This window comes from bacterium, from assembly GCA_036524115.1.
GTDB lineage: Bacteria > JAUVQV01 > JAUVQV01 > JAUVQV01 > DATDCY01 > DATDCY01.
In genome coordinates this window covers 1-23370 of the sequence record DATDCY010000287.1, presented here as the reverse complement: position 1 = coordinate 23370, position 23370 = coordinate 1, and the positions used below count along the sequence as shown (strand labels likewise).

Annotated in this window: 3 protein-coding genes; all 3 read left to right on the top strand. The window is 68.5% G+C overall.

Annotation, left to right across the window (positions count from 1 at the left end):
• The first annotated feature begins 62 nt into the window (after positions 1 to 62).
• Positions 63 to 1517 carry a cysteine--tRNA ligase gene (cysS, locus tag VI078_13680; protein HEY6000334.1) on the top strand — a complete coding sequence of 485 codons (1455 nt, stop codon included), beginning with the start codon at positions 63 to 65 and terminating at the stop codon, positions 1515 to 1517.
• A 15-nt stretch (positions 1518 to 1532) separates the two neighbouring features.
• Entirely contained in the window at positions 1533 to 2300 is a 768-nt protein-coding gene (gene rlmB, locus VI078_13675) for a 23S rRNA (guanosine(2251)-2'-O)-methyltransferase RlmB (GenBank protein ID HEY6000333.1), read from the top strand.
• 353 nt (positions 2301 to 2653) lie between these two features.
• The coding region (locus VI078_13670) for a right-handed parallel beta-helix repeat-containing protein (protein HEY6000332.1) at positions 2654 to 23370 on the top strand (20717 nt) is incomplete at its 3' end.

Sequence of the window (23370 nt, the reverse complement as noted above, 5' to 3'; positions counted from 1 at the left end):
CCGTCGATCAGCTTCAGCGCGGCGGTTGACAACCCGGGCCGTTGCCCTATCATCAAGCGCCCATGGCGCTGCGCATCTTCAACACCCGCACGGGTGTCAAGGAGGAGTTCGTCCCGCTCGCGCCCCCGCGGGTCGGGATGTACGCCTGCGGGGTCACCGTCTACGACCTGAGCCACCTCGGGCACGCCCGCGGCGCGCTCGTCTTCGACATCGTGCGGCGCTACCTGGCCTTCGCCGGCTACCAGGTCAAATACGTCCGCAATTTCACGGACATCGACGACAAGATCATCAAGCGCGCCGCCGAGCGGGGCATGGGCTGGAAGGAGCTGGCCGAGCTGTACATCGGCGAGTACGTCAAGGACATGACGGCGCTCGGCATCCGCCCGGCCGACGTCGAGCCCAAGGCGACGGAGCACATCCCCGAGATCATCGCGCACGTCGCGGGCCTCGTCGCCAGGGGCAAGGCCTACCCCGTGGACGGCGACGTCTACTTCCGCGTGAAGTCCTTCCCGACCTACGGCGCGCTGGGCAAGCGCGACCTGGAGGAGATGCTCGCCGGCGCGCGCGTCGAGGTCGACGAGCGCAAGGAGGACCCCATGGACTTCGCGCTCTGGAAGTCCTCCAAGCCCGGGGAGCCCTGGTGGGAGAGCCCGTGGGGGCGCGGCCGCCCCGGCTGGCACATCGAGTGCTCCGCGATGGCGATGAAGCACCTCGGCGAGCAGCTCGACATCCACGCCGGCGGCAAGGACCTGGCCTTCCCGCACCACGAGAACGAGATCGCGCAGACCGAGGCGCTGACCGGCAAGCCCTTCGTGAAGATCTGGATGCACAACGGGTTCGTGAACGTCAACGCGGAGAAGATGTCCAAGTCGCTCGGCAACTTCTTCACGATCCGCGACCTGCTGGCGAAGTTCGACGCGGAGGCGCTGCGCTTCTTCCTGCTCGGCACGCACTACCGCTCGCCGATCGACTTCACGGACCAGCAGCTCGAGGACGCGACGCGGACGCTCGACCGGCTCTACCGGCTGATCGCCGAGGCGCAGGCCCCCGCGGCGGGGGGCGCCGACGGCCCCCGGGACGAGGAGGCGGCCGCTGCGGTCGCCGGGCTCGAGACGCGCTTCCGCGAGGCGATGGACGACGACTTCAACACCGCCAGCGCGCTCGGCGAGGTGTTCAAGGCCGCGCGCGCCGTCACCGGGGCGATGGCCCGCTCCGGCGGCCTCGACCGCGAGACGCTCGCCGGGTTCGTCGCCGCCGTGCGGCGGATCGGCGGGGTGCTCGGGCTCTTCGGCAGCGACCCCGCGGACTGGGCCGCGCGGCTGCAGGCGCACGCGCAGTCGGGCCTTGCCGAAGGCGTGGACGCCGCCTGGGTCGAGGCGAAGATCGCCGAGCGCGCCGCCGCCCGCACGGCCCGGGACTTCGCCGCCGCCGACCGCGTGCGCGCCGAGCTGCTCGAGCGCGGGGTCCTGCTCGAGGACGGCGCCGGCGGGACGACCTGGCGGCTCAAGAAGGACTAGGGGCCGATCCGACCCATGACCCAGCCCCGGGCCGGGATCGTCTACGGCGTCCACCCCGTCGAGGAGGCGCTGCGCTCCGGCCGACCGATCGAGACGCTCTACCTTGCCGAGGGGGCGCGCGGCGGGCGGCTGCGCGCGATCGAGGAGCTGGCGCGCGGCCGGGGGGTGGCCGTGCGGCGGCTGGACGCGAGGGCGCTCGATCGCATGGCCGCCGGCGGGGTCCACCAGGGAGTCGCGGCCGAGGTCGGGGCCCGGCCCGCCGCCGAGCTGGAGGACGTCCTCGCCGGCCTCGCGGGGCGCGCGGAGGCGCTCCTGGTGGTGCTCGACGGGGTCCAGGACCCTCACAACCTCGGCGCGGTCGTCCGCAACGCCGCGCTCACGGGGGCGGCGGCCGTGCTCATCCCCAAGGATCGCTCGGCCGGCGTGACGCCGGTGGTCGAGAAGGTCGCCGCCGGCGGCCTGGAGCACGTCCCGGTGGTGCGCGTCGGCAACGTCGTCCAGACGCTGCGCAAGCTCAAGGATGACGAGGGGTTCTGGATCTTCGGCGCCGCCGGGGACGCCGGGGCGGAGGACTACGACCGCGTGGACTTCTCCGGCCGCGTCGCCCTCGTGCTCGGCGAGGAGCACGGGGGCCTGCGCCGCCTGACGCGCGAGCACTGCGACCGGCTGGTGCGCATCCCGTCCACGGGGGTCATCGACTCGTTCAACCTCGCCACCGCCTCGGGGATCATCCTGGCGCGCATCTACGGCGAGCGGCGCCGCGCGCCCACAGATAATTGTTGACAAGAACAATCCCCTTCGTCTAATTTTCCAGCCGTCTTGCCTGGTCCCGGAGGATCTCTTCCCGGGAAGGATCGGTTCCGTAGCATCGCACTATCTGCCGCCAGCATGGGGCCCGGGGACGAAACTCTTCGTCTACGGGAAGGGGAGCGGGGGGAAGCTACGGTGTCACTCCGATGGAGTCGCACGCCCGAGCCCATCGTCTGTCCGCACGCCGGTGCGCCGCGGTGCCCGCTCAACGAAGCCTCGGTGTGCCGGCAGACAGCGGCCGGCGAACAGCATGTTAGTGACCGGTTTCCCGGCGACGACCAGCACTGATGGGGCGGTCCATCCGCAACGGCGAGGAGAAGGTACTCATGGGCAAGCATCACGGACAGTTGGGTGCGATTGCGGCGCTTGCCGCGTTCCTGCTCTTCCCCGCAGCCGTCGGCGCCGTGACGACGTCCGGGTCCCTGACCGCAGACGAGACCTGGAGCGGGACGGTGTCGCTCACCGGAGACCTGACGGTCCCGAACGGCATCACGCTGAGCATCCAGCCCGGCACCACGGTCCTCTTCCCGGCCGCGGCCGACGACATGCACGCCGGCGCCGATACGACGCGAACGGAGCTGATCGTGCAGGGGTCTCTGAATGCCGCGGGCACCGCGGCCCTGCCGATCAGCCTCAAGTCGGGGGCGGCTGTACCGGCAGCGGGAAACTGGGGCGGCGTGCGGGTCAACTGGGGCGTCGGTTCGCAGACGCTGCTCATGGAGTACTGCGTCATCGAGCACGCCACCAGTGCCGTTGTCTGGCAGGCCACCGCTGGTTTCAAGAGCGGCGCGGTGCGCCACAACACGATCCGCACCTTGACGCTGGACGCGATTTCCGTCGTGGCCAACAACGGGGCGAAACTCACGGTCGACATCACGGGCAACGACATCACCGGCACGGTGTCGGCAACCCGGGGTGTCGCCTGCGACGTCCGGGGGACGGGCACCGAGATCGGCGGCGCGATCGACGGCAACACGATCGTGACCAAGACCGCGCACGGCATCCACCTCTACACGACCAGCCCTGGCAATTCCGCGTACGGCCTGACCGTGCGCAACAACCTGGTGCACCACAACGGCTCCAGCAACTCTAACCGTCACGGGATCTATGTGTACGGCTATAATTCCAACTCCAGCAGCCCCTCGTCGGTCTCCGTCGTGGGCAACACGGTCTATGGCTACCACCACGGCATCGCAGTGGTCGGATTGCAGTTCCGGCTGAATGCGGCAGTGCTCGACAACACCGTCTTCAACTGCACCTACAACGGCGTGCACCTGAGTTCGAGCGACCAGTACGCCCAATACCCAATGGCCTTCACAGTCAGCGGCAACGACCTGCACCACAACGGCGGGCGCGGTCTGGCGGCATTCACCGAATACTCGAGCTCCGTCAATGCCAGCGTTGTCGTCAATAACAATACCGTCCACGAGAACTCCTCGAACGGGATCTATCTGACCAGCGCGACGTCCGGAAGGACCGCGGAGGCGACGATCACGCTGAACGAGGTCTACGGCAACCAGGGTTCTGGCGTCTATGTCGGCGGCCCCTTCCGCGTCCTGATGCTCTACAACGACATCCGGGACAACGCCGGCGACGCGCTCCACCTGGCGGCGGGGACCCTGGCCCGCGTCAACTACCACGAGTTCACCGGCAACGCCGGCGCGTACGACTTGCGCTACGAGGGCTCCTCCTTGGTCGACGCCAGGGCGAATTACTGGGGCCCGCTGACCACGGCCGCGATGGATGCCGGGCCGAACCCCCAAGACCTCGAGCGCATCTACGACCAATCCGAGGACGAAGCCGTCGGGCGGGTCGACTACGCTGGCTGGCTCGGCGGAGGGTTCGCCCGCCCGTCGCAGCCCCTCTCGCATCTGACCGCCCCCGCCGCCGGGAGCACGCTGAGGGCGCAGACGGTGAGGATTTCCGGGACGGCCGTGGCGCCGGCACGCCTCGCGCGCGTCGAGGTGAGCACGGACAACGGCGCCACCTGGGCGACGGCGCAGGGGACGGCGTCCTGGTACTACGACTGGAGCCCTCCGCACGATGGTTCGTACAGCCTGCTGTCGCGGGCCGTGGACCTCTCCGAGCAGTTCGAGGTCCCCGCCGCGGGCGTCGCCGTGGCCGTCGACAGCGCGCTCCCGCAGATCACCTCCGGCCAGCTTGCCCAGAGCGAAACGTGGTCTGGCGACATCTGGCTCGCGGGTGACCTCGTCGTGCCCGCGGGAGTGACTCTGACGCTCGCGCCCGGCACCACCCTGCGCTTTGCCGCCGGCCAGGATGACCAGGGCATGGGTGGGGACTCGCGGCTGGGCGAGTTGATCGTGCGCGGGAACCTCGTGGCATCGGGGACGGAGGGCAACCCGATCCTGCTGACGTCTTCGTCGGCCTCCCCGGGGCGGGGCGACTGGCAGGGGGTGCGCGTGGAGGCGAACACCTCCGGTCAGACGGTCGACCTGACGCACTGCACCATCGAGCACGCGGTCACCGGCGTGGGCGTCTTCGCGACGACCTCGGGCCTTGCGGTCACGCCGGCCGTCACCCTTGACCACTGCGCCGTCCACGGCGCGATGACGGACGGCGTCTTCGCGTCGGCCGAAGGGGCGGCGAAACTCTCCGTTACCGTGCGGGACAGCCAGATCGAGGGAGCCGGGCGGTACGGCGTCTACGGCTACTCGCGGCTGAGCAACTCCGAGCTGAGTCTCAACGTCACGGGCTCCACGCTGGCGCAGGATCACGTCGCAGGCGTGAAGATCTACGGCGACACCAGCGGCACCGGTCCGGCGCGGCTCACCGTCGTTGGGGGCGCGATCACCGCCTGCGGGAACGGGATCGATTTCGGGAGCACGAACGGCTCGCTGGCGCTTGAAGCGCGGGGGACGAACATCGCGCAGTGCACCAACGGCATCTTCTCCGCCTCCGCGTCGACCTCTTACAGTTACCCCTTCACCGTCTCGATCCGGGACTGCGACCTGCACGCCAACAGCGCCTGCGGTCTCAGCCTCACGCGCTCGGGCAGCGGCACTACGGGCGCCACCGTCGAGCTGGTCAACAACCGCGTCCAGGACAACGGCACCGATGGCGTGTACCTTTCGCTGCCTGACGCCTCGCTCAACCCGGATCCGGTCTTCAGTCTGAACACCGTCACCGGCAACGGCCGCGGAGCGTACGTCCAGGCGCCCGGGGCGGACGTCATTGCCAACCAGATCAGCGGCGCCGCGGGCGACGGGTTGGTAGTCGCGGCGCTGCGCGGCGCCACGGTTCAGCGAAACAACATCTCCGACAACGGCACAGGCGGCTTCGAGCTGCGGAACGAGCAGACAGCGCCGATCGACGCCCGCTGGAACTACTGGGGCACCCTCGCCACTCAGGAGATGGAGGACGGGGGCAACCCCAAGAACGTCGGCCGCATCCGCGACCGCTTCGACGACGCGGCGAAGGGGGGCGTCGACTACGCGCCGTGGCTCTCCACCGCCGGAGTCCTGCCCACGGCGCCGGTCTCCTGGATCGGCGCCCCGGCCGACGGGGCGGCCATGAAGACCTCCCTCCTGCGCATCCAGGGGGTTGCGGCCGCGCCCGCGGGGGTGTCGCTCGTGGAGGTGAGCACCGACAACGGCGGCTCCTGGCACGCGGCAACCGGGACGTACACCTGGACCTATGACTGGGCGTCGCCGGCGAACGGCACCCACACCGTGCTCACCCGCGCCCGTGACGGACTCGGCGTCTACGAGACCGTGGGCATTGGGATCCAGGTGACGATCGACGACACGCTGCCCACGACCACCGGTACCCTGACGACCAGCGAGACCTGGACCGGCACGGTGGCCGTCACGGGGGACCTCACGGTCGCCGCGGGGGCGACGTTGACGCTCGCGCCCGGCACCGTCGTCCGTTTTCCGGCGCTGCGCGACGACCAGGCAGGCGGCACCAGCGCCGCGCGTACCGAGCTGATCGTGAAGGGGTCGCTGGTGGCCCAGGGGACCGCGGCGAGCCCGATCCGCTTCACCTCCGATTCGACCAGCCCGGGCAAGGGGGATTGGGAGGGGATTCGCGTCGACGCCACGGCCGGCGCGGCGTCCCTCACGCTCGAGCACGCCGTCGTCGAATACGCGGTCAACGGCATTTCGGCGACGGCCGGGGCGCACGCCCTGAACGTCTCCCTTTCGGGAGTCACCGTGCAGCATCATGCCGCGGACGGGGTTGCGGTCGCGGCCAACAGCGGTTCGATCGCCACGGTGACGGTGGACGGCAGTACCATCACCGACTGCTCGGGGCGCGGCCTCTACGCGTTTGCCTCGTACCCTGCCTCGCCGCTGGCGTTTGCCGTGAGCAACAGCACCATCAGCGCAAACGGCAGTTACGGCATCCACCTTTACGGGCAGTGGGGGCTGATCACGGCGGACATCTTCGGAAACATCATCTCCGGCAACGCGGGCTCTTCGACATTCCTGGGGGGGATCTACGCGTACTTTGGCAATCAGGGCGGCGGGGGCACGAAGTCCACCCTCACCGTGCGCGGCAACCAGATCCTCTCGAACGGGACCTACGGGATCAATACGTACCTGAGTGGTGTAGACCTCGACCGGACGATCGTCGGCAATCTGGTCGACGGTCACACCTACGGGATCTACTGCCAAGACCAATGGACTCCGTCACAAGGCCTCGTCAGCGTCGTGCGCGGCAACGAGCTCCGCAACAGCACCAGCTATGGCATCCTCATCAGCCAGTCGAACGTCACGTACGCCGCGAACGAGTTCACCGCGAACAACGTTCACCATGGCGCCGCGGTGGGAGTCTATTTCCAGAGTTCCCTTCCTGTGAACTCCGGGGCCCCGGATGTCCTCTTCGCCCTCAACGACGTTCATGACAACGCCGGCACCGGGATCTCCTACAGTGCTTTGCTCCCCGCCCGCTTCCTGCTGAACAACGTCCACGGGAACGGCGGCGACGGCGTGTTTCTGCAGCCGGCTGGAGCCGGGTCCAGGGCCGCCTTCAACGGCTTCTGGGGGTCGGGGGGGAGCTACGAGTTCAACAACCAGAGCGTCAACGGCGTCGATGCCGCGAGGAACTACTGGGGCGAAGCGGCCCGTGCGCAGATGGAGAGCGGCGGGAACCCGAAGGATATCGAGCGGATCCGTGACTACTACAACAGCGCGAGCTATGGCAGGGTCGACTATGCTGATTGGCTCGCGGCGCCGGAAGTCTTGCCGACGGTGCCCCACTCGCGGATCTTCTGGCCGGCCACGGCCAGCGTCCACAAGCTCGGCACGCTCCACGTCCAGGGCATCGCGGTGGCGCCGGCCGGGGTCGCGCTCGTCGAGGTCAGCGCCGACGGGGGCGAAACGTGGTTCCCGGCCCAGGGTACTGACTTCTGGAGCTACGACTGGGCGGCGCCCGGGGACGGCTCCTACACGCTCCTGACGCGGGTTACCGACAGCGCCGGGCTCATGGAACTGCCCGGCTCCGGCATCGCGGTCTCCATCGATCACACCCTCCCGACGACGTCCGGACTCTTGACGGCGGACGAGACCTGGTCGGGCGTGGTCACGCTCACCGGAGACGTGACCGTCCCGCCGGGCGTGACGCTGACCATCGCCCCGGGGACGACGGTGATCTTCCCCTCTCAGCGCGACGATCAGGCCGGTGGCGCCAACCCGGCCCGGGCGGAGCTGATCGTCCAGGGGACGCTCGACGCCGCCGGCGCAGCCGGCAGCACCATCCTCTTCACGTCGTCGTCACCGACGCCGACTTCCGGCGACTGGTACGGGATCCGCCTGGCGCCGACCACAGCCGCGGCCACCGTGAACCTGACGCAGTGCACTGTCGAGTATGCGACGGTGGGCGTCAGCGCGACGGCGGCGGCGACGGCCACGGATTCCGAGCTGAGCATCAATGGCTGCACGCTCCGCAACACCTCGGGCGACGGCGTATACGCCCTCGCCCCCGCCGGGACGCGCCTCGGACTCTCGGTCCGCGGCAGCACGATCACGAGTGCCAACGGCAACGGCATCCACTGCTCCGCGCTCTCGGGCGGCCTGAAGGCCACACTCGCCGACAACACGGTCTCCTACGCCGGGAACGGCATCTCCTGCCATGGCTACGGTTTTTCGACGGACGATCGTCCCTTCACGGTGGCGATCATGCGCAATCAACTGCACCACAATCGCACCGCCGGGATCGACTGCACCTCGGAGTCGGTCGTCGGCCTCAGCGCGGAAGTGACCGGCAACGCCGTGTACGCGAACGCCGTCAACGGCGTGAAGCTCTGGAGCAGCGCCTCGACGCAGAACCGCCTGCACGCCGTGGTGACGCTCAACGAGGTCTATGGCAACACAGGGTACGGAATCTACTGCCAGTCGGGCGCCGGCAGCGAAACTGCCATCGTCTACAACGACGTCCACGGCAACAGCGGTGCGGGGCTCCAGCTCGAGCGCAGCGCCGCCACGACCGCCTGGTTCAACAACCTGGATGGGGATGCGGGCGGCCAGGCGCTGACGAACCAGACGTCCTCGCCCGTCAACGCCCGGATGAACTACTGGGGGGCGGCCCCCACGGCCATCATGGCCGCGGGCGGCAACCCGAAGGACATCGGGGAGATCACCGACGTCTACGACACGGGGACGCTCGGGCGCGTCGATTACGCGGAATGGCTCTCCGCTGCGGTGACCCGGCCCGCGGCGCTCTTCTCGCGCATCGTGGCTCCGGCGAGCGGCGCCTACAAGTCGCGTCACGCCCGCATCGAGGGCGTCGCCGTCTCGCCCAATGGCGTCGCGTACGTCGAAGTGAGCACCGACGGCGGCGCAAGCTGGGCCCCCGCGCAGGGGCGGGAGCAGTGGTACCACGACTGGACGGCTCCGGAGGATGGGATCTATGCGATCCGCTCGCGCGTGATCGATCGGGCCGACCTCATCGAGACCCCGGGAGCCGGGATCACGCTCACCTTCGACGGCGCGTTGCCCACGACGTCGGGGACGCTCGTCGCCGACGAGACCTGGACGGGTGTGGTCGCGATCAGCGGGGACGTCACGGTGCCCGAGGGTCGGACGCTGACGGTGGAGCCCGGGACCGTGATCCGCTTCGCGTCGCTCGCCGACGATCAGGCGGGCGGGGCGGCGACGACGCTCGCGGAGCTGGTCGTCTCCGGCTCGCTGATCGCCCGGGGCACCGCGGCGAACCCGATCGTCTTCGGCTCGACGAGCACCGGACTGGCCAGGGGCGACTGGCAGGGGATCCGGTTCCAGCCGGCGACCAGCGGTTCGGCGCTGACCCTCGAGTATGTCACCGTGGAGAATGCAGTCACCGGCGTGAACGTCGACGCCGACGGCGACACGGCGGCGGTCTCGCTCAGCCACTGCATCCTGCGCAACTTCACGGAGGACGGACTTTACCTCTGGGCGCGCAACTCCGCCCGGGTCACCCTCGCCGTGAGCGAGAGCGAGGTCGCGAACGCGCTCAAGAAGGGGTTGCATTGCTACGCGGAGAACAGCCTGACGGAGGTCACTGCGACCGTCACCGCCAGCCTCGTGCACGACACCGGCGAGACCGCCATCTACCTTCACAACAGCAGCAGCACCGCCGGCGGCCGGACGCGCTACACGGTCCGCGGCACCGAGGTGCGCGCCTGCGGCAACGGCATCTATGCGCACGCGGAATACGGGGACATCGTCTTCGACGCGGTCGGCAATTCCGTCACGGGCTGCTCGGAAGGGATCTCGGCCTACGCGGTCGACGGAAACACCGGCAGCAGTCCGCGCATCCAGATCACGGACAACACCGTGTCGGGCAACGCCGGCAACGGCATTCGCTGCGACGCGAAGCTCACGGGCAGCCTCGCGTCGCTTGCCGCGGAGATCACGGGCAACCGCTCACTGGGGAACGGCGGAGACGGTATCTCCTGCCGCACGCTGAACACCACGGCCAATGCATTGTCCGGCGTTGTCGCATTCAACTCGGTCTCCGGGAACTGGGGCGCCGGCATCCGGCTCAAGGTCCCGACCGTGGCTCGCGTGCTCTTCAATAACGTGGAGGACAACGACGACGCCGCCTTGATCAACGAGTCGGCGAGTGCTGTCGATGCGCGGCACAACTGGTGGGGGGCGACAACCACGGCCGCGATGGCCGCGGCGGCGACTCTCGGGAACATGGCCGGGATAACGGACTACTTCGACAACAGCGCCATCGGCATCGTCAATTACACCGAGTGGTCCGGCGCCGAGCTGACCGGCCTCACCGGTCCGCTCTCGCGCATGTTCACCCCGGGGCGCGCGACGACCCGCGGCGAGGGGACCATCCTCGTCGAGGGCGTCGCGCAGGCGCCGGCTGGCATCGACCGGGTGCAGGTGAGCCTCGACAACGGCCAGACCTGGGCGGACGCGGTCCCGGACACGCGCTTTGCCGGCAAGAGCCTCTGGAGTTTGAGCGCCCCGGACATCTTCGCGGGGAGCTACACGCTGCTCTCGCGTGTCATCGCCGCCGACGGCGGGCAGGAGACCCCTGGCGCGGGGACCGACCTGCTGGTGCAGGCCGGCCGTCCGACGGTCAGCGGCACGCTCTCGGCGAGCGAGACCTGGTCCGGGACAGTGGCGCTCGAGGGCGACGTGACCGTGCCGGCGGGGGCCACGCTCACGATCCTGCCCGGCACGACGGTCATCGCGCCGTCGCTGGTCGACGCGACCTTCGGCGGGAGTGACGCCGCGCGCACGGAAATCGTCGGGTTGGGCAACATCTTCGCCGAGGGCGCCGAGGGTGCGCCGATCGAGTTCACCACGAGCACCGGACGGCAGGGCGACTGGTACGGACTGCGCGTCTTCGGCTCCACCCGCCTGCGGTACGCAACCGTCGAGGACGGACGGACCGGGGTCACGTTCGCGGCGGATGCCGGGACGGACGAGCTCGTGGTGCAACAGACGACCGTGCGTAACAACGCGGTGGATGGCATCGCCGCCAGCGGGTCGGGGACTGCCGACACGGTCTTCAGCATCTCCGGCAGCACGGTCAGCGGCAACGGCGGCAACGGCATCGCCGTGACCACCCAGGGCACGGGCCCGCTGCGGCCGGTGATCAGCGGCAACCTGATCGCCAACAACGGTCAGGCCGGGTTCTCCTACACGGGCACGGCGAGCGTGGTACAGACGGTCCCGCTGGCGATCAGCGGCAACACGATCCGGGACAACGTCTCGCAGGGAATCAGCATCGCGGCCAACTCTTCTATGAAGGCACAGATTGCCATCGAGAACAACACAGTCCTGCGCTCCGGCACGAACATCGAGATCACGTCGAACACCACGCAGTCCTCCACCCTGCGGCTCGTCGGCAATACCGCTTCGGACGGCATCCGGGGCGTCAAGGTCACGGTTTCCACGGGATTCAATACGATCGGCGCCCTCTCGTTCAGCAACAACACCGTGCAGGACAACACGCTCGAGGGCATCTGGTGTTCCGCGACGAGCACCGCCGACGCGGTGCGCCTCGAGGGGAACACCGTGACGGGCAACGCGTCGCGCGGCGTCTACCTGGCGGCCAGCGGCTCTGCAACCCTTGCCGCCAACAACCTCCACGACAATACGGGGTACGATCTCTACAACGACGCGGCGGGCGCGGTCAACGCGCGGGGCAACTGGTGGGGAACGACCACGACGCCGGAGATGATCGCGGCCGGCACGAGCGCGAACATCGCCGCGATCTACGACTACCGCGACAACTCGGCCAAGGGGCTGGTGGACTACGCCGACTGGCTCAATACGCTGGAGACCCCGCCGGACCCGACTCTCGACCCGGTGGTCTCGCCGACCGGAGCCTCCTCGCAGCTCCTGACGGGCTCGAAGGGCGCCGGGTCGGCCATCGTGATCAACGGGGTCGAGCAGGTTCCGGCGGGGCCGGAGACGAGCTGGAGCTACAGCCTCGCGCTGACCGAGGGGAACAACGCGGTCGCGCTCCAGGCGCGCACGCCGGCCGGCATGACCAGCCGCACGGTCACCGCGGCGATCGTGCGCGACACCGTGCCCCCGTACCTCTACATCGCGGTGCCGGCCAATGGCTCCGCGCAGCGGCGGGTCGTCGAGGCGATCGATCTTACGCTCGTCGACGCGGCAACCGCGGTCGATCCTGCGGCCAGTCTGACGGGCGCGGGCGTTCTCGACGGCGGCAGCGCTGCCGTCCCGGGAACGTGGTCCACGTCATACAACCATCTGATCTTCACGCCCCAGGCGCCGCTGGGTGCGGGCACCTACACGGTCACCGTCAATCCCGCGGACACCCCGCTCGGGAACAGCGGCATGGCCACGGTCGTCTTCAGCGTCGACTTGAGCGCGCCCGGCAGCCCCGGCCTGAATGCGGTCTCGCCGATCACGCGGGCGACATCGCAGACGATCTCCGGCACGAAGGACTCAGGCACGTCGATCTGGTTGGACAATGCCCAGGTCGTCGCGCTCGACGCAGCAACCACATGGTCGTATCCTCTCACGCTCGTCGAGGGCGCCAATGCCCACGTCCTCTTTGCGCGGGACGCCGCCGGCAACCGCAGCCCTGACGTGCCCTTCGCCATCATCAAGGACACCGTGGCGCCGACGCTCGCCGGCACGACGCCGGCCAGCGGCACCGTGTCGAACGTGCGCCCGGCGCAGGTGGTCCTCACGTTCACGGACCAGAGCACTTCGATCGACGCGACGGCTACGCTCTCGACTGCTGCGCTCCGCGACGGGGCGAGCCAGACCGTGGCGGGCGCCTGGAGCGTGCCGGCGACGAACATCGTGAGCTTCACGCCGACGGGGCAGTTTGCCGAGGGCGCCTACAGCGCGGTCATGACGGCCACCGATCTCGCCGGGAACACCCTCGCCGTGAACCAGTCCGTCTTCACCTACGACGCGACGCCGCCGCAGGCGCCAACGGTGAGCCCCGTGACCAGTCCGACCAATAACGCGAACCAGACGCTCGCGGGGACCAAGGGCGCGAACTCGGGCATCTGGATCAACGGCGCGGCAGCCGTCGCGGCGAACGACGCCTCGACGACGTGGTCCTATCTGTACCACCTGGCCGCCGGAACGAATACCCTCTCCATCACGTCGCGCGATGTCGCCGGCAACCAAAGCGGCGCCGTGACCGTGACGATTGTCTACGACGACGTCGCGCCGCTGCCGGTCTCGAACCTCACGGCCAACGGCAGCGGCACCGGTACGACCGTGGCGCTGAACTGGACCGGCTACGACGAGCAGGGGCAGGGGGACGTCGACTACTACAAGATCTTTGTCCTGGATCATCTCTTCACGCAGGTCAGCGGCGTGCCGCCGACCGCGACGGTCGACGCCGGCACCTTCACCTACACTGCAACCGGCCTGACGCGAGGCGCCAGCTACTGGTGCGCGGTTGTGGCGGTGGACATCCACAACAACGAGCGGATCTCGGTCACGCCCATCTCGACCGTGACCCAGGACGGCGTCCCGCCTGAGAATGCGACGAACCTCCGCGCCCAGAGCCTCGATCAGCGCCTGGTCTTCGCGTGGAACGCCTCGGACGACACCCAGGGCGACCTGGACAAATACAAGGTCTACTTCGGCGCGGATTCCCCGGTCACGCTGCCGAAGACCCAGCTCTCCTTCGATCGCAGCGGGCTGGCTGAGGGGACGGCGTATACCTGTCGCGTGACGTCCGTGGACGGCACGGGCAACGAGAGCACCGGCGTCTCGCTCACGGCGCCGACGGTCCTGCCGAACCCGGGGGACGTCACCGTGCAGCCGTGGAGCGGTTACGCGACGGTCAGCTGGTCGTCCGCGGGGCTGGCCCAATACCGGAAACACTATGCGGTGTACGCCGGCCCGACGCCCTTCACGAGCGTCGAGTTCATGTCGCCGCGAATCACGACCACGAGCACGACCGCCAACGTCGGCGGCCTGACGAACAACACGCCGTACTACTTCGCGGTGACGACCGTGAACACCCTGGACGGCGAGCGCGACCAGGTCACGACTGTCGAGGCGACGCCGGTCCCGGACACGGTCGGTCCCGAGATCACGGCCTTCACCGCGGACGGCATCGCCCTCGCCGACGGCGCGCTGCTGACGCGCCCGGCGACGTTGAGCGTCTCGGCGACTGACGGCTCGGGCGTCGCCCGCGTCGAGTTCCTGCTCGACGGGGCCGTGCGCTCGGTCGACTGGTCGGGCAGCCCGGCCTACACCTACCTCTGGGACGTGACAGCAACGAGCGACGGGCCGCACACGCTCGGCGCCGTCGCCTACGACACGCTTGGCCGTTCGACGACGGTGACGCACCCGATCACGGTCGCGCTGGCCCCGCCAGCGGCGCCGACGATCACCAGCCCGGTTTCCGGCGTGAGCACGAACAACCCGACGCTGGCCGTCTCCGGCACGGCGGACCGCTTCGCGACCGTGGCCGTCAGCGTCAACGGCCAGCCCGCCTTCAGCGTCGCAACCGGGACCGGCACCAGCTTCTCGGGGAATGTGACGCTCGCCGACGGCGCGAACGCCATCGTGGCCACCGGCGAGAATCGCGCCGGGATCGGGCCCGCCAGCGCCACGCTCGCGGCCACCCTGGACCGCACGCTGCCCGCCGCCCCCGGCGGCCTGTCGGCACAGGCGCTGGCGGGGGGGGCGATCCGCCTCGCCTGGTCGCGGCCCGTCGAGATCCAGCCGCGCTCCTTCTTCGTCTACCGCGCGTCGCAGAGCTTCTCCACGCCCGCCGCTGCGACGAAGGTCGCCACGGTCGCCGCCGCGTCGACCTCCTGGGACGACCATCCGCAGCCGGAGGGTCGGTACTTCTACCGCGTGAGCCTCGAGGACATGGCGGGCAACGAGAGCGACCTCTCCGATGAGGTCTCGGCAAGCGCCGACGGGACCGCGCCGGCCGCGCTCTCGCTGGCCTACGCCCCGCAGGGCCCGTACGACGCGGCGTCGGGCCGCTTCGGCCGCGGCGCCATCGACGTGACGCTCCGCGCGAGCGAGCGCCTGCAGGCGGTGCCCTTCCTCAGCTTCACGCCCGCGGGGGGCGCGCCGTTGCCCATCGTGCTCACCGCGACCGACGATCTGACCTACACGGGGCGCCTCACCGTCGGGGCGACGACCCCCTCGGGGACGGCGCAGGCCGTCTTCTCCGGCCGTGACTTCACGGGCAACGCCGGGCACGACATCCTCGCCGGCGGCACGATCCTCCTCGACACCCGCGGCCCCGGGGTCTCGTCCATCGCCGTCCAGCCGCCGGCGCCGATCCACAACGATCCGGCCGCGCCGGCCGCCGTCCTGGTCACGTTCGTCCTCGACGAGGCCCCCGCGCAGGCGCCGGATATCACCTGCCTGCTGTCAGGGGTCGGCCGCCAGCCGGCGGCGCTCGCCTCCATCACCAATGTCTCCGGCACGACCTGGACCGGGACGTGCCAGCTCCCGGCCGACGCCGGGCAGGCCGCGCCCGAGACGCTCTCGTTCGCCCTCGCGGCCGTCGACGACCTCGGCAACTCCGGCGGTGCGGTTCAGGGGGCCAACGCCTTCCAGATCTACCAGGGCGGCCTCCCGCCGCTGCCGGTGCCCCAGGGCGTGGCCGCCGTCTCGCAGGCTGCGGGCGCGATCAGGATCACCTGGCAGCCGGTTGCCGGCGCGGCGGACTATCAGCTCTACCGGCAGGCGCCCGGCGAGCAGGCCCTCTCCGCCTTCCAGCGCACCGCGGCCGCAACCGTGTGGGTCGACACCCCCGCCGCGGAGGGGACCTACGCCTACGCCGTGGCCAGTGTGCGCATCGCAAACGACGAGGAGTCGCTCAGCGCCCAGAGCGCGACGGTGCAGGCCGACTCCGACGCGACCGTGCCCGGCGCGCCCACCGCGCTGACTCTGACGCTCTCGGGAACGGGCGTCGACGCGACCTGGCAGCCGCCCGTCGCCAACGAGTCGATCACGTACTCGCTCTACCGGGCCGCGAGCCCGATCGCCGCGACTGCCGGTCTGACCCCGGTCAAGACGCACCTGGCGGACACCCACGTCCTCGACGCCCAGCCGTCCCCGACGGACCACTACTACGCCGTCACGGCGGTCGACGCGAGCGGGAACGAGTCGGCGCCGTCGGAGAACGCCTACCTCAACGCGCAGCTCCTGCCGGTCGCCACCCTGAACGTCGTTCAGAGCGGCGCGGACCACCCGGTCGTCTCCTGGACGCACGCCGCCACGGGGCTTGCCGGCTACAACGTCTACCTGCGCGACCCGCTCGGCGGTGCCGCGGACGTGAAGCTCAACGCCCAGCCGATCCCGGGCCTTTCGTACACCGACACCGGCTGGACGGGCAGCATGCGCCTCTACGCGATCACGGCCGTGGACGGGCAGGGCTACGAGAGCGTCAAGCGCAGCATCGCTCTGCCCACGGTCACCGCGGCGCGTGCGGCAGGGGCGACCATCCAGCGCGGGCTCTTCAACCGGCTGGAGTACGCGCTGTCGAACGCGGGCACGACCCAGGTCGAGCACGCCCGGCTGCGTGTCGCCCTCGGCGGGCAGTCCTACGCCACGCCCGAGGTCACGCTGGCGCCCGGCGCCTCGCAGGCCGTCAGCCTCCTCGTCGGCGGCGCGCGCGAGCTGCCGACGGCGGCGACGCTGACCGCGACGGTCGAGATCGTCCCGAACGCCGGCGAGAAGGTGGAGATCGTGCGCGACGAGGCCGTGACCCTCGGCGACGGCGTGCTGGCGCTGGACTTGACGAACGAGGCGTTCGTGCGCGGCGCCAGCGGCAACGTCCGCTTCGAGCTGCGCAACACCGGCCCCGAGGAGATCGAGATCCTCCTCGCCAAGGCGGGCGGGGCCGGTCCGTCAAACGAGATCTCCGCCAGCCTCCTCGATGCGGACGGCAACGTGCTCTCGTCGAGGCAGTTGCAGCAGACGACAGGCGACAAGGTGGTCGCGGTCGGCGGCGGCGACATCGTGGCCCGCATCCCCGCGGGGGAGACCTTCGTCTCCGACCCGATCGCCGTCACGATCCCCGCGGCTTCTCCGGACACGGTCCGCGCGCGCATCGAGATCTCCCACATTCACTACCACCTTGGCCTTGCGGATCACGCCTCGATGGACGGCGTGGGCACCAGCCGGGAGATCGTCCTCGACGAGACGCCCTACTTCGGCGAGGTCACCGCCGTCGCGCCGCTGGTCTCCAACGGCGACAGTCCGATCCAGATCGCGGGCCGTGCGGTGGACCGCGCCAGCGGCCAGCCCCTGCCGGAGACGCCGCTGAACCTCGTCGTCTGGGTCGGCGGCTTCTACCGCACGTTCCCGGTGACGACCGGTGTCGACGGCACGTTCTCGTACAGCTTCACCCCGAACGCCGGCGAGTCCGGCCTCTACAGCGTTGCCGCCGTGCACCCCGCGCTCGTCGATCGCCCGATGCAGGCCCAGTTCACGATCAACCGCCTGGGCGTGACGCCGGCCTCGATCACGATGCCGGTGCCGCGCAACTACGAAAGCCAGCTCACGGTCAACCTGAGCGCCGGTCCCACCACCGCGGCGACCAACGTGCGGCTGGTCTACGAGGCGTCCTACCAGCCCGGCGGGGTTCTCCCGTCCGGCGTGCACGTCGTCCCGGGCGCCGCCGTCGCCTCGGTCGCGCCGAACCGCAGCGCCGCGCTGACCGCCGCCGTCTGGGTGGACAACGATGCCCCGGCGCAAGGCTCGTTCAAGATCGCGGTCGTCAGCGACGAGACGCCCGCCGGCTCGTGGGGCCTCGTCAGCGTCTCCTACCAGGTGACCTCCGCCCTGCCGTCGCTTGCGGCGCAGCCCTCCTTCCTCGAGACGGGGGTGGCGCTCGGCGGGACGGTGACCGAGACCCTCGCGCTCAAGAACATGGGCTCCGTCCCGGTCGAGGGCGTGGCCGTGGCGCTCGTCAACCTCGACGGCACGCCGGCGCCCTCCTGGGTGCAGCTCCTCACGGCGGCGCAGGTCGGGACCATTGCGCCCGGCGCGGAGCAGGGCATCAGCATCGGCTTCAGCCCGCCGGCGGACGCGACCGAGGGGATCCATTCCTTCCTGCTGCGCGTCAGCGGCACGGGCTACGAGGGCTCCGATGTCCCGATCTACGTCACCGTGACGCAGTCGGGCGTCGGGGGCGTCATCTTCAAGATCAGCGACATCTACACCGGCACGCTCGATGCCGGCGGCGCCGTGATCCAGGGCGTCTCCGGTGCGCGCGTCACGCTGCAGAACGAGTTGGTCCCCAGCCTCGAGCAAACCCTGACCACCGACGCCTACGGCGAGGCTTACTTCGCGGCGGTGCCGGCGGGGGCGTATCGGGTGCGGATCACTGCGTCCAGCCACGACGAGTACCTCGGCCGGGCCATCGTCCGTCCGGCGGTCACGACGGCGGAAAGCGTCTTCATCAATTACCAGCTCGTGACCATCACCTGGGACTTGGTGGAGACCACCGTCCCTGACGTGTACCGGTATGTGATGAACGTCACGTACAAGACGGACGTCCCTGCGGCGGTGCTCGTGGCTCGGCCGGCTTCGTACCCGGCGCCGGCAGGGAACGTCGGGGACTACTACCTCGGCGACTTCGTCGTCACCAATCACGGGCTGGTCACGGCGAAGGACGTCGCCTTGCTGCTTGCCCAGGACGTGGGCTACCTGCACGAGTCCCTGGGAAGCATTCCCGACACGTTGGCGCCCGGGCAGAGCTTCACGTTGACATTGCGGGTGACCAAGACGAGCGCCGAAAGCAACGACGACAGTAGCGATGGCTGCGAAAAGATCGTCTATTACTATGACTGTTTCAGCGGGAAGACGAGCGAGGGCAAGGTCGACATCTGCCGGGAGCCCAACCCGACCGGGACAACGCAACCGCGGGAGCCTCGCGACGACCCCAAACCATCCCCCATCACGGGCGCGCGCTGCCTGCCGACGGGCAGCGGGGGCGGCGGCGCAGGCGATGGAACCGGAGGTGGCAACGGCTCGGGCGATCCACCGCCGCCCGGACCTCAGGGACCCGATCAGCCGCAGAACCCGGCAACGAGTAAGTGCGCCACCACACAGCCGACGAGTTCGTGCGTGGACCTGCTCAAGGGGACGTATTCAGACGACGAGGTCGACCTTGTGGTCGCGGTTCCCGGGGGCGAGGTGCGGGTCGCCCGAGAGTACAAGAACAGAGGCTGGAGGTGGAACCACACGCGGCGCCTCGACATCACGAGGGACGATGACGACGGTCATATCGTGAAGATCGTCAAGGACGACTATGAGTTCCTGCCGGCGCAGGCCGGCTCCAACGTCTTCAGCCGGGGCACCGAGACGATCACCGCCTACGCTCCTGATCCCGATCATCCCTCGCAGGACTGGTTCTTCTGGCAGGACCGGCGTGGCGAGTTCATCAAGTACAACTACAACGGCAGGATCCTGTATTACGGGAACCGCGGGCGGAAGCTGGCCGAGCTTGTCCTGGAGGCAGGCAGGGTGATGGGTGTTCTGGCGTTCGATGGCGTGACCCAGGCCAGTCGCCAGGTCCTCTGGTACGAGTACTACGAGGACGGGCGCCTGAGGGAGGTCAGGACAACCGCCGGCACGACGGATGAAGGCGTGCGCAGGGTTCGGTACTTCTACGAAGACTATGGCGGCCAGCTCCTCCTGCAGGCCGTGCGGTCTTACCCTGGCAACAGCGAGTTGGAGTTCAGCGACCGCACCTACACGTACCGCCCCGAGGCGCCCCATCCCCTCGCCAGCAAGACCGACGAGCGCGGAACGATCACCATCGACTACGAGACGGCGACGGGATATGTCAAGAGCGTGCTCGATCGAAACGGCGAGGGGCACAGCTTCGCGTATGAGGTCCTTGCCGAGGAGTCGGACGAGCACTTCCAGATCTGCAGCGACGAGCACGTCTCGCTGGACGGGTGTCAGCGGCAGGATCCTTGGCTGTATTGCCCGAGACGGTCGTATAGTGGCCATACTGATCTTCCCACTGCGTATATGTGCTACTACGTGGTCCCGCAATACACGGACGTGCACGACAAGCAGATCCACGTCACCGTAACCAATGTGCCGGAGGGCTTCCGGAAGCAGATCTGGTACCACGAGGGCGGCGAGGCCAAGAAGATCGTGATGGGCAATCAGGTGGTGGAGGAGATCACCACCTTCTCCTTCAAGGACGGGCTCAGGCAGGAAGTGAGGGACGACAAGGGCGCGGTCACGAAATACCTTTACGACAGAAACTCGTCCGGCGCGATGAACGACGTGACTTCGGTGTCCTATCCCGACGGTTCACGAGACGACTACACCTACACCGACCTGGGGCAGATCCAGTCGATCACGCGGCGGCGTCCAGTGGAAGGCGGATGGGCTGACTTCAGCAAGGCCGTCTACCATTACGCAGGATACGACGTCGCCAAGGAAGCCGAGGGCTGCGACGGGGTGGACGCGAGCGGCGAAGGGACGAACTGCCTGCGGGTTCGCGAATACGCGGGCTACACGCTGTTCGGCCAGCCGGACACGGTGACCGTCTCGGGCGAGGTCGCCGCCGCCGCAATCACCAGCTACACGTTCCATGCCGACAATGGCCGCGTGCACGAGGTGGCTGAACCGCGCCTCACGCTGGATACTCCGCTCGTCACGGCCGTGAAATACGAAGACTACGACGCGGCCGGCAACGCGCAGAAGCGCACCGTGCGGGGACAGGGGGTGTGGTCATACATCTACGACAACCAGGGGCGGCTGCTGGAGGTCGACGATCCCCTGCACCTGAGCGTCGATCCGATGGTCAAGTACGTCTACAACAATGTCGGCGACATCATCAGCACCACGAGGATCAAGGACGGTGCGCCGGTCGTCTTCCATTCGCTCGTCGACTACTCGAGTGAGTCTGCCTTCAAGATCCAGAGGGAGCGCGATCCCGACGACGACCGAAAGCTTCTTGCCGTGTGGACCACGAGAGACGGTCGGGTCACGCGCCTGGTCGACCATGATGTTGCCGACGAGGTGGAGGTGGTCAGCCAGAAGGTCTTTACCTACTATGCGGACCGCCGGCTCCAGTCCACGTACGACGTCGACGGCGATCAGGAAACCACCGAGGAGGCCAACAAGGTCGAGTATCGGTACTACGACCACGAGAACGTGCCCGCGGGCGAGAAGGGGTACTTCGACATCTGGCGTATCGCCTACCCGACGTACGCCAGGGAATTCACCTACGACGGAATGCATCGGGTCGTGACCGAGACGCGCGGCACGGAGAACCAGGACGGGACTCTGACGCCGATCAGCACGCGCCAGTTCCGGTACGGATACACGACGAACCGCACCTTTGTCACCGAGATCGAAGAGTTCCTCGTCGAAGGCGCTGAGACGTGGGTCGTCCAGCACCGGGCGGTGAGACGCCTCTACGACCGCCTCGGCAGGCTTGCCGAGATCGAGTACTACGGCACGCTGCCTGCGGATCTGGAACTCCCCGCTGCGCCGGCCGCAACCGAGGTCTTCAGGTACGACTGCCGGGACAATCTCGTCGCAGTCATCGACAGGAAGGGCAACGCCACTGCCGAGCCGGACGACGACTACAAGTACGTCTACCAGCGGGATCTCAAGGGACGGGTCGTCAAGGTGTTTCGGCCTGGTGACATCGACGGCCCATTCCAGGAGATCACCTACGATTACAATGACGAGGTGCATAAGTCTTATCAGACGATCAAGGACAAGAAGCAACAGAGCATCGTCAGGACGTTCGACGCCCGCGGGCGATTGGAGCGCGAGGAGTTGATACCGCTCCCCCCCGGCCAGACCCAGACGATCGATTACGTCTACAACGAGCTTGATGCCCTCGTCGACGTGAGAGTGAAGCAGGGCGACGGGGCGTTCTCGTCCCAGGTCTCCTTCACGCGGGACAAGTACGGACGCGCGCTGACGGAAACTTCCGCGGAAGCCGGCAAGTCGATCGCCTACACCTACTATCGGGACGGGCGTCTGCAGTCGCTTGCCGCGCCGGTGCCCGGGTCGGACGAGCCGACCGGGTACTGGTACGGCTATGATCCCTACAAGCGCCTTGCGAACATTGGGATCCGCGCGCACGGCGCGACGGCGTTCCCGTCGGTTGGTTTCGGTGACTATGTCTGGTACGCGCCGCAATCCGTCGTCCTGCCGGAAGGGTTCACGAAGAGTTACACGTACGACGACCTGATGCGCCCGACGCGGATAAGCGGCAGGGTGTCCTCGCTCCCGAACGACACGCTGAACCTCGGCTACTCGAAGTACGACAGGAACGACAATCTGCTGCGCCGGACGGATGGCGGCGTCCTCGATTACCGCTACAATCATTTTGGCCAACTGATCTCGGTCGCGTCTCAGGAACCCCCGATCGAGACGTTCCACTATGACCTCAATGGCAATCGCAAGTTCTGCGAGACTCCGCCGTGCGTGACGCAGGACGTGAGTCCGTCATGCCCTTCGCCGCCCTGCTCGACGTGGCAGGTGAATGAGAACAACGAACTCACGATCTATGACACGTCCAAGTACGTGTACGACGCGAACGGCAACGTCGAGGAGAGGGTCACTTCGAGCCTCAAGCAGAGGTACCAGTACGACGTCCTGAACCGGCTGGTGCGCGTGGCCAACATCGACCGCAGCACCGGGGACGAGATCCCTCCGGTCACGACCTACGGGTACGACGCATTCAGCAGAAGGACCTGGAAGCAGACGGGGACCGTGAAGACGAGCTACCTCTATTCCAGCCAGGGACTGGCGGCCGAGATCTCGGAAGGCGCCGTTACCAAGGCCTACGCCTGGGTGCCGGAGTCGCCCTGGGGCACGAATCCGCTCCTCCAGATGGGCTCGGGAGGCATTGCCTGGTACCTCAACGATCACCTCGGCACGCCCCGGAAGGCCGTGAGGGACAAGACGTGGGATGTCGTCTGGGCCGGGGAAGCGAAGGCCTTTGGCGAGACCCAGGTCACAAATGAAGGAATCGTGAGCAACCTCCGTTTCCCCGGCCAATACTACGACAAGGAGACAGAGGGCATAGATGCTGAAACTGGCCTTCCTGTCCCCGGCACGGGGCTGCATTACAACTGGAACAGGTACTATGACCCGAGTCTGGGGAGGTACCT

Bases quoted from the DNA above. Each gene is read 5' to 3' on its own strand.
- cysS (HEY6000334.1), top strand. From the start codon at position 63: ATGGCGCTGCGCATCTTCAACACCCGCACGGGTGTCAAGGAGGAGTTC.
- rlmB (HEY6000333.1), top strand. From the start codon at position 1,533: ATGACCCAGCCCCGGGCCGGGATCGTCTACGGCGTCCACCCCGTCGAG.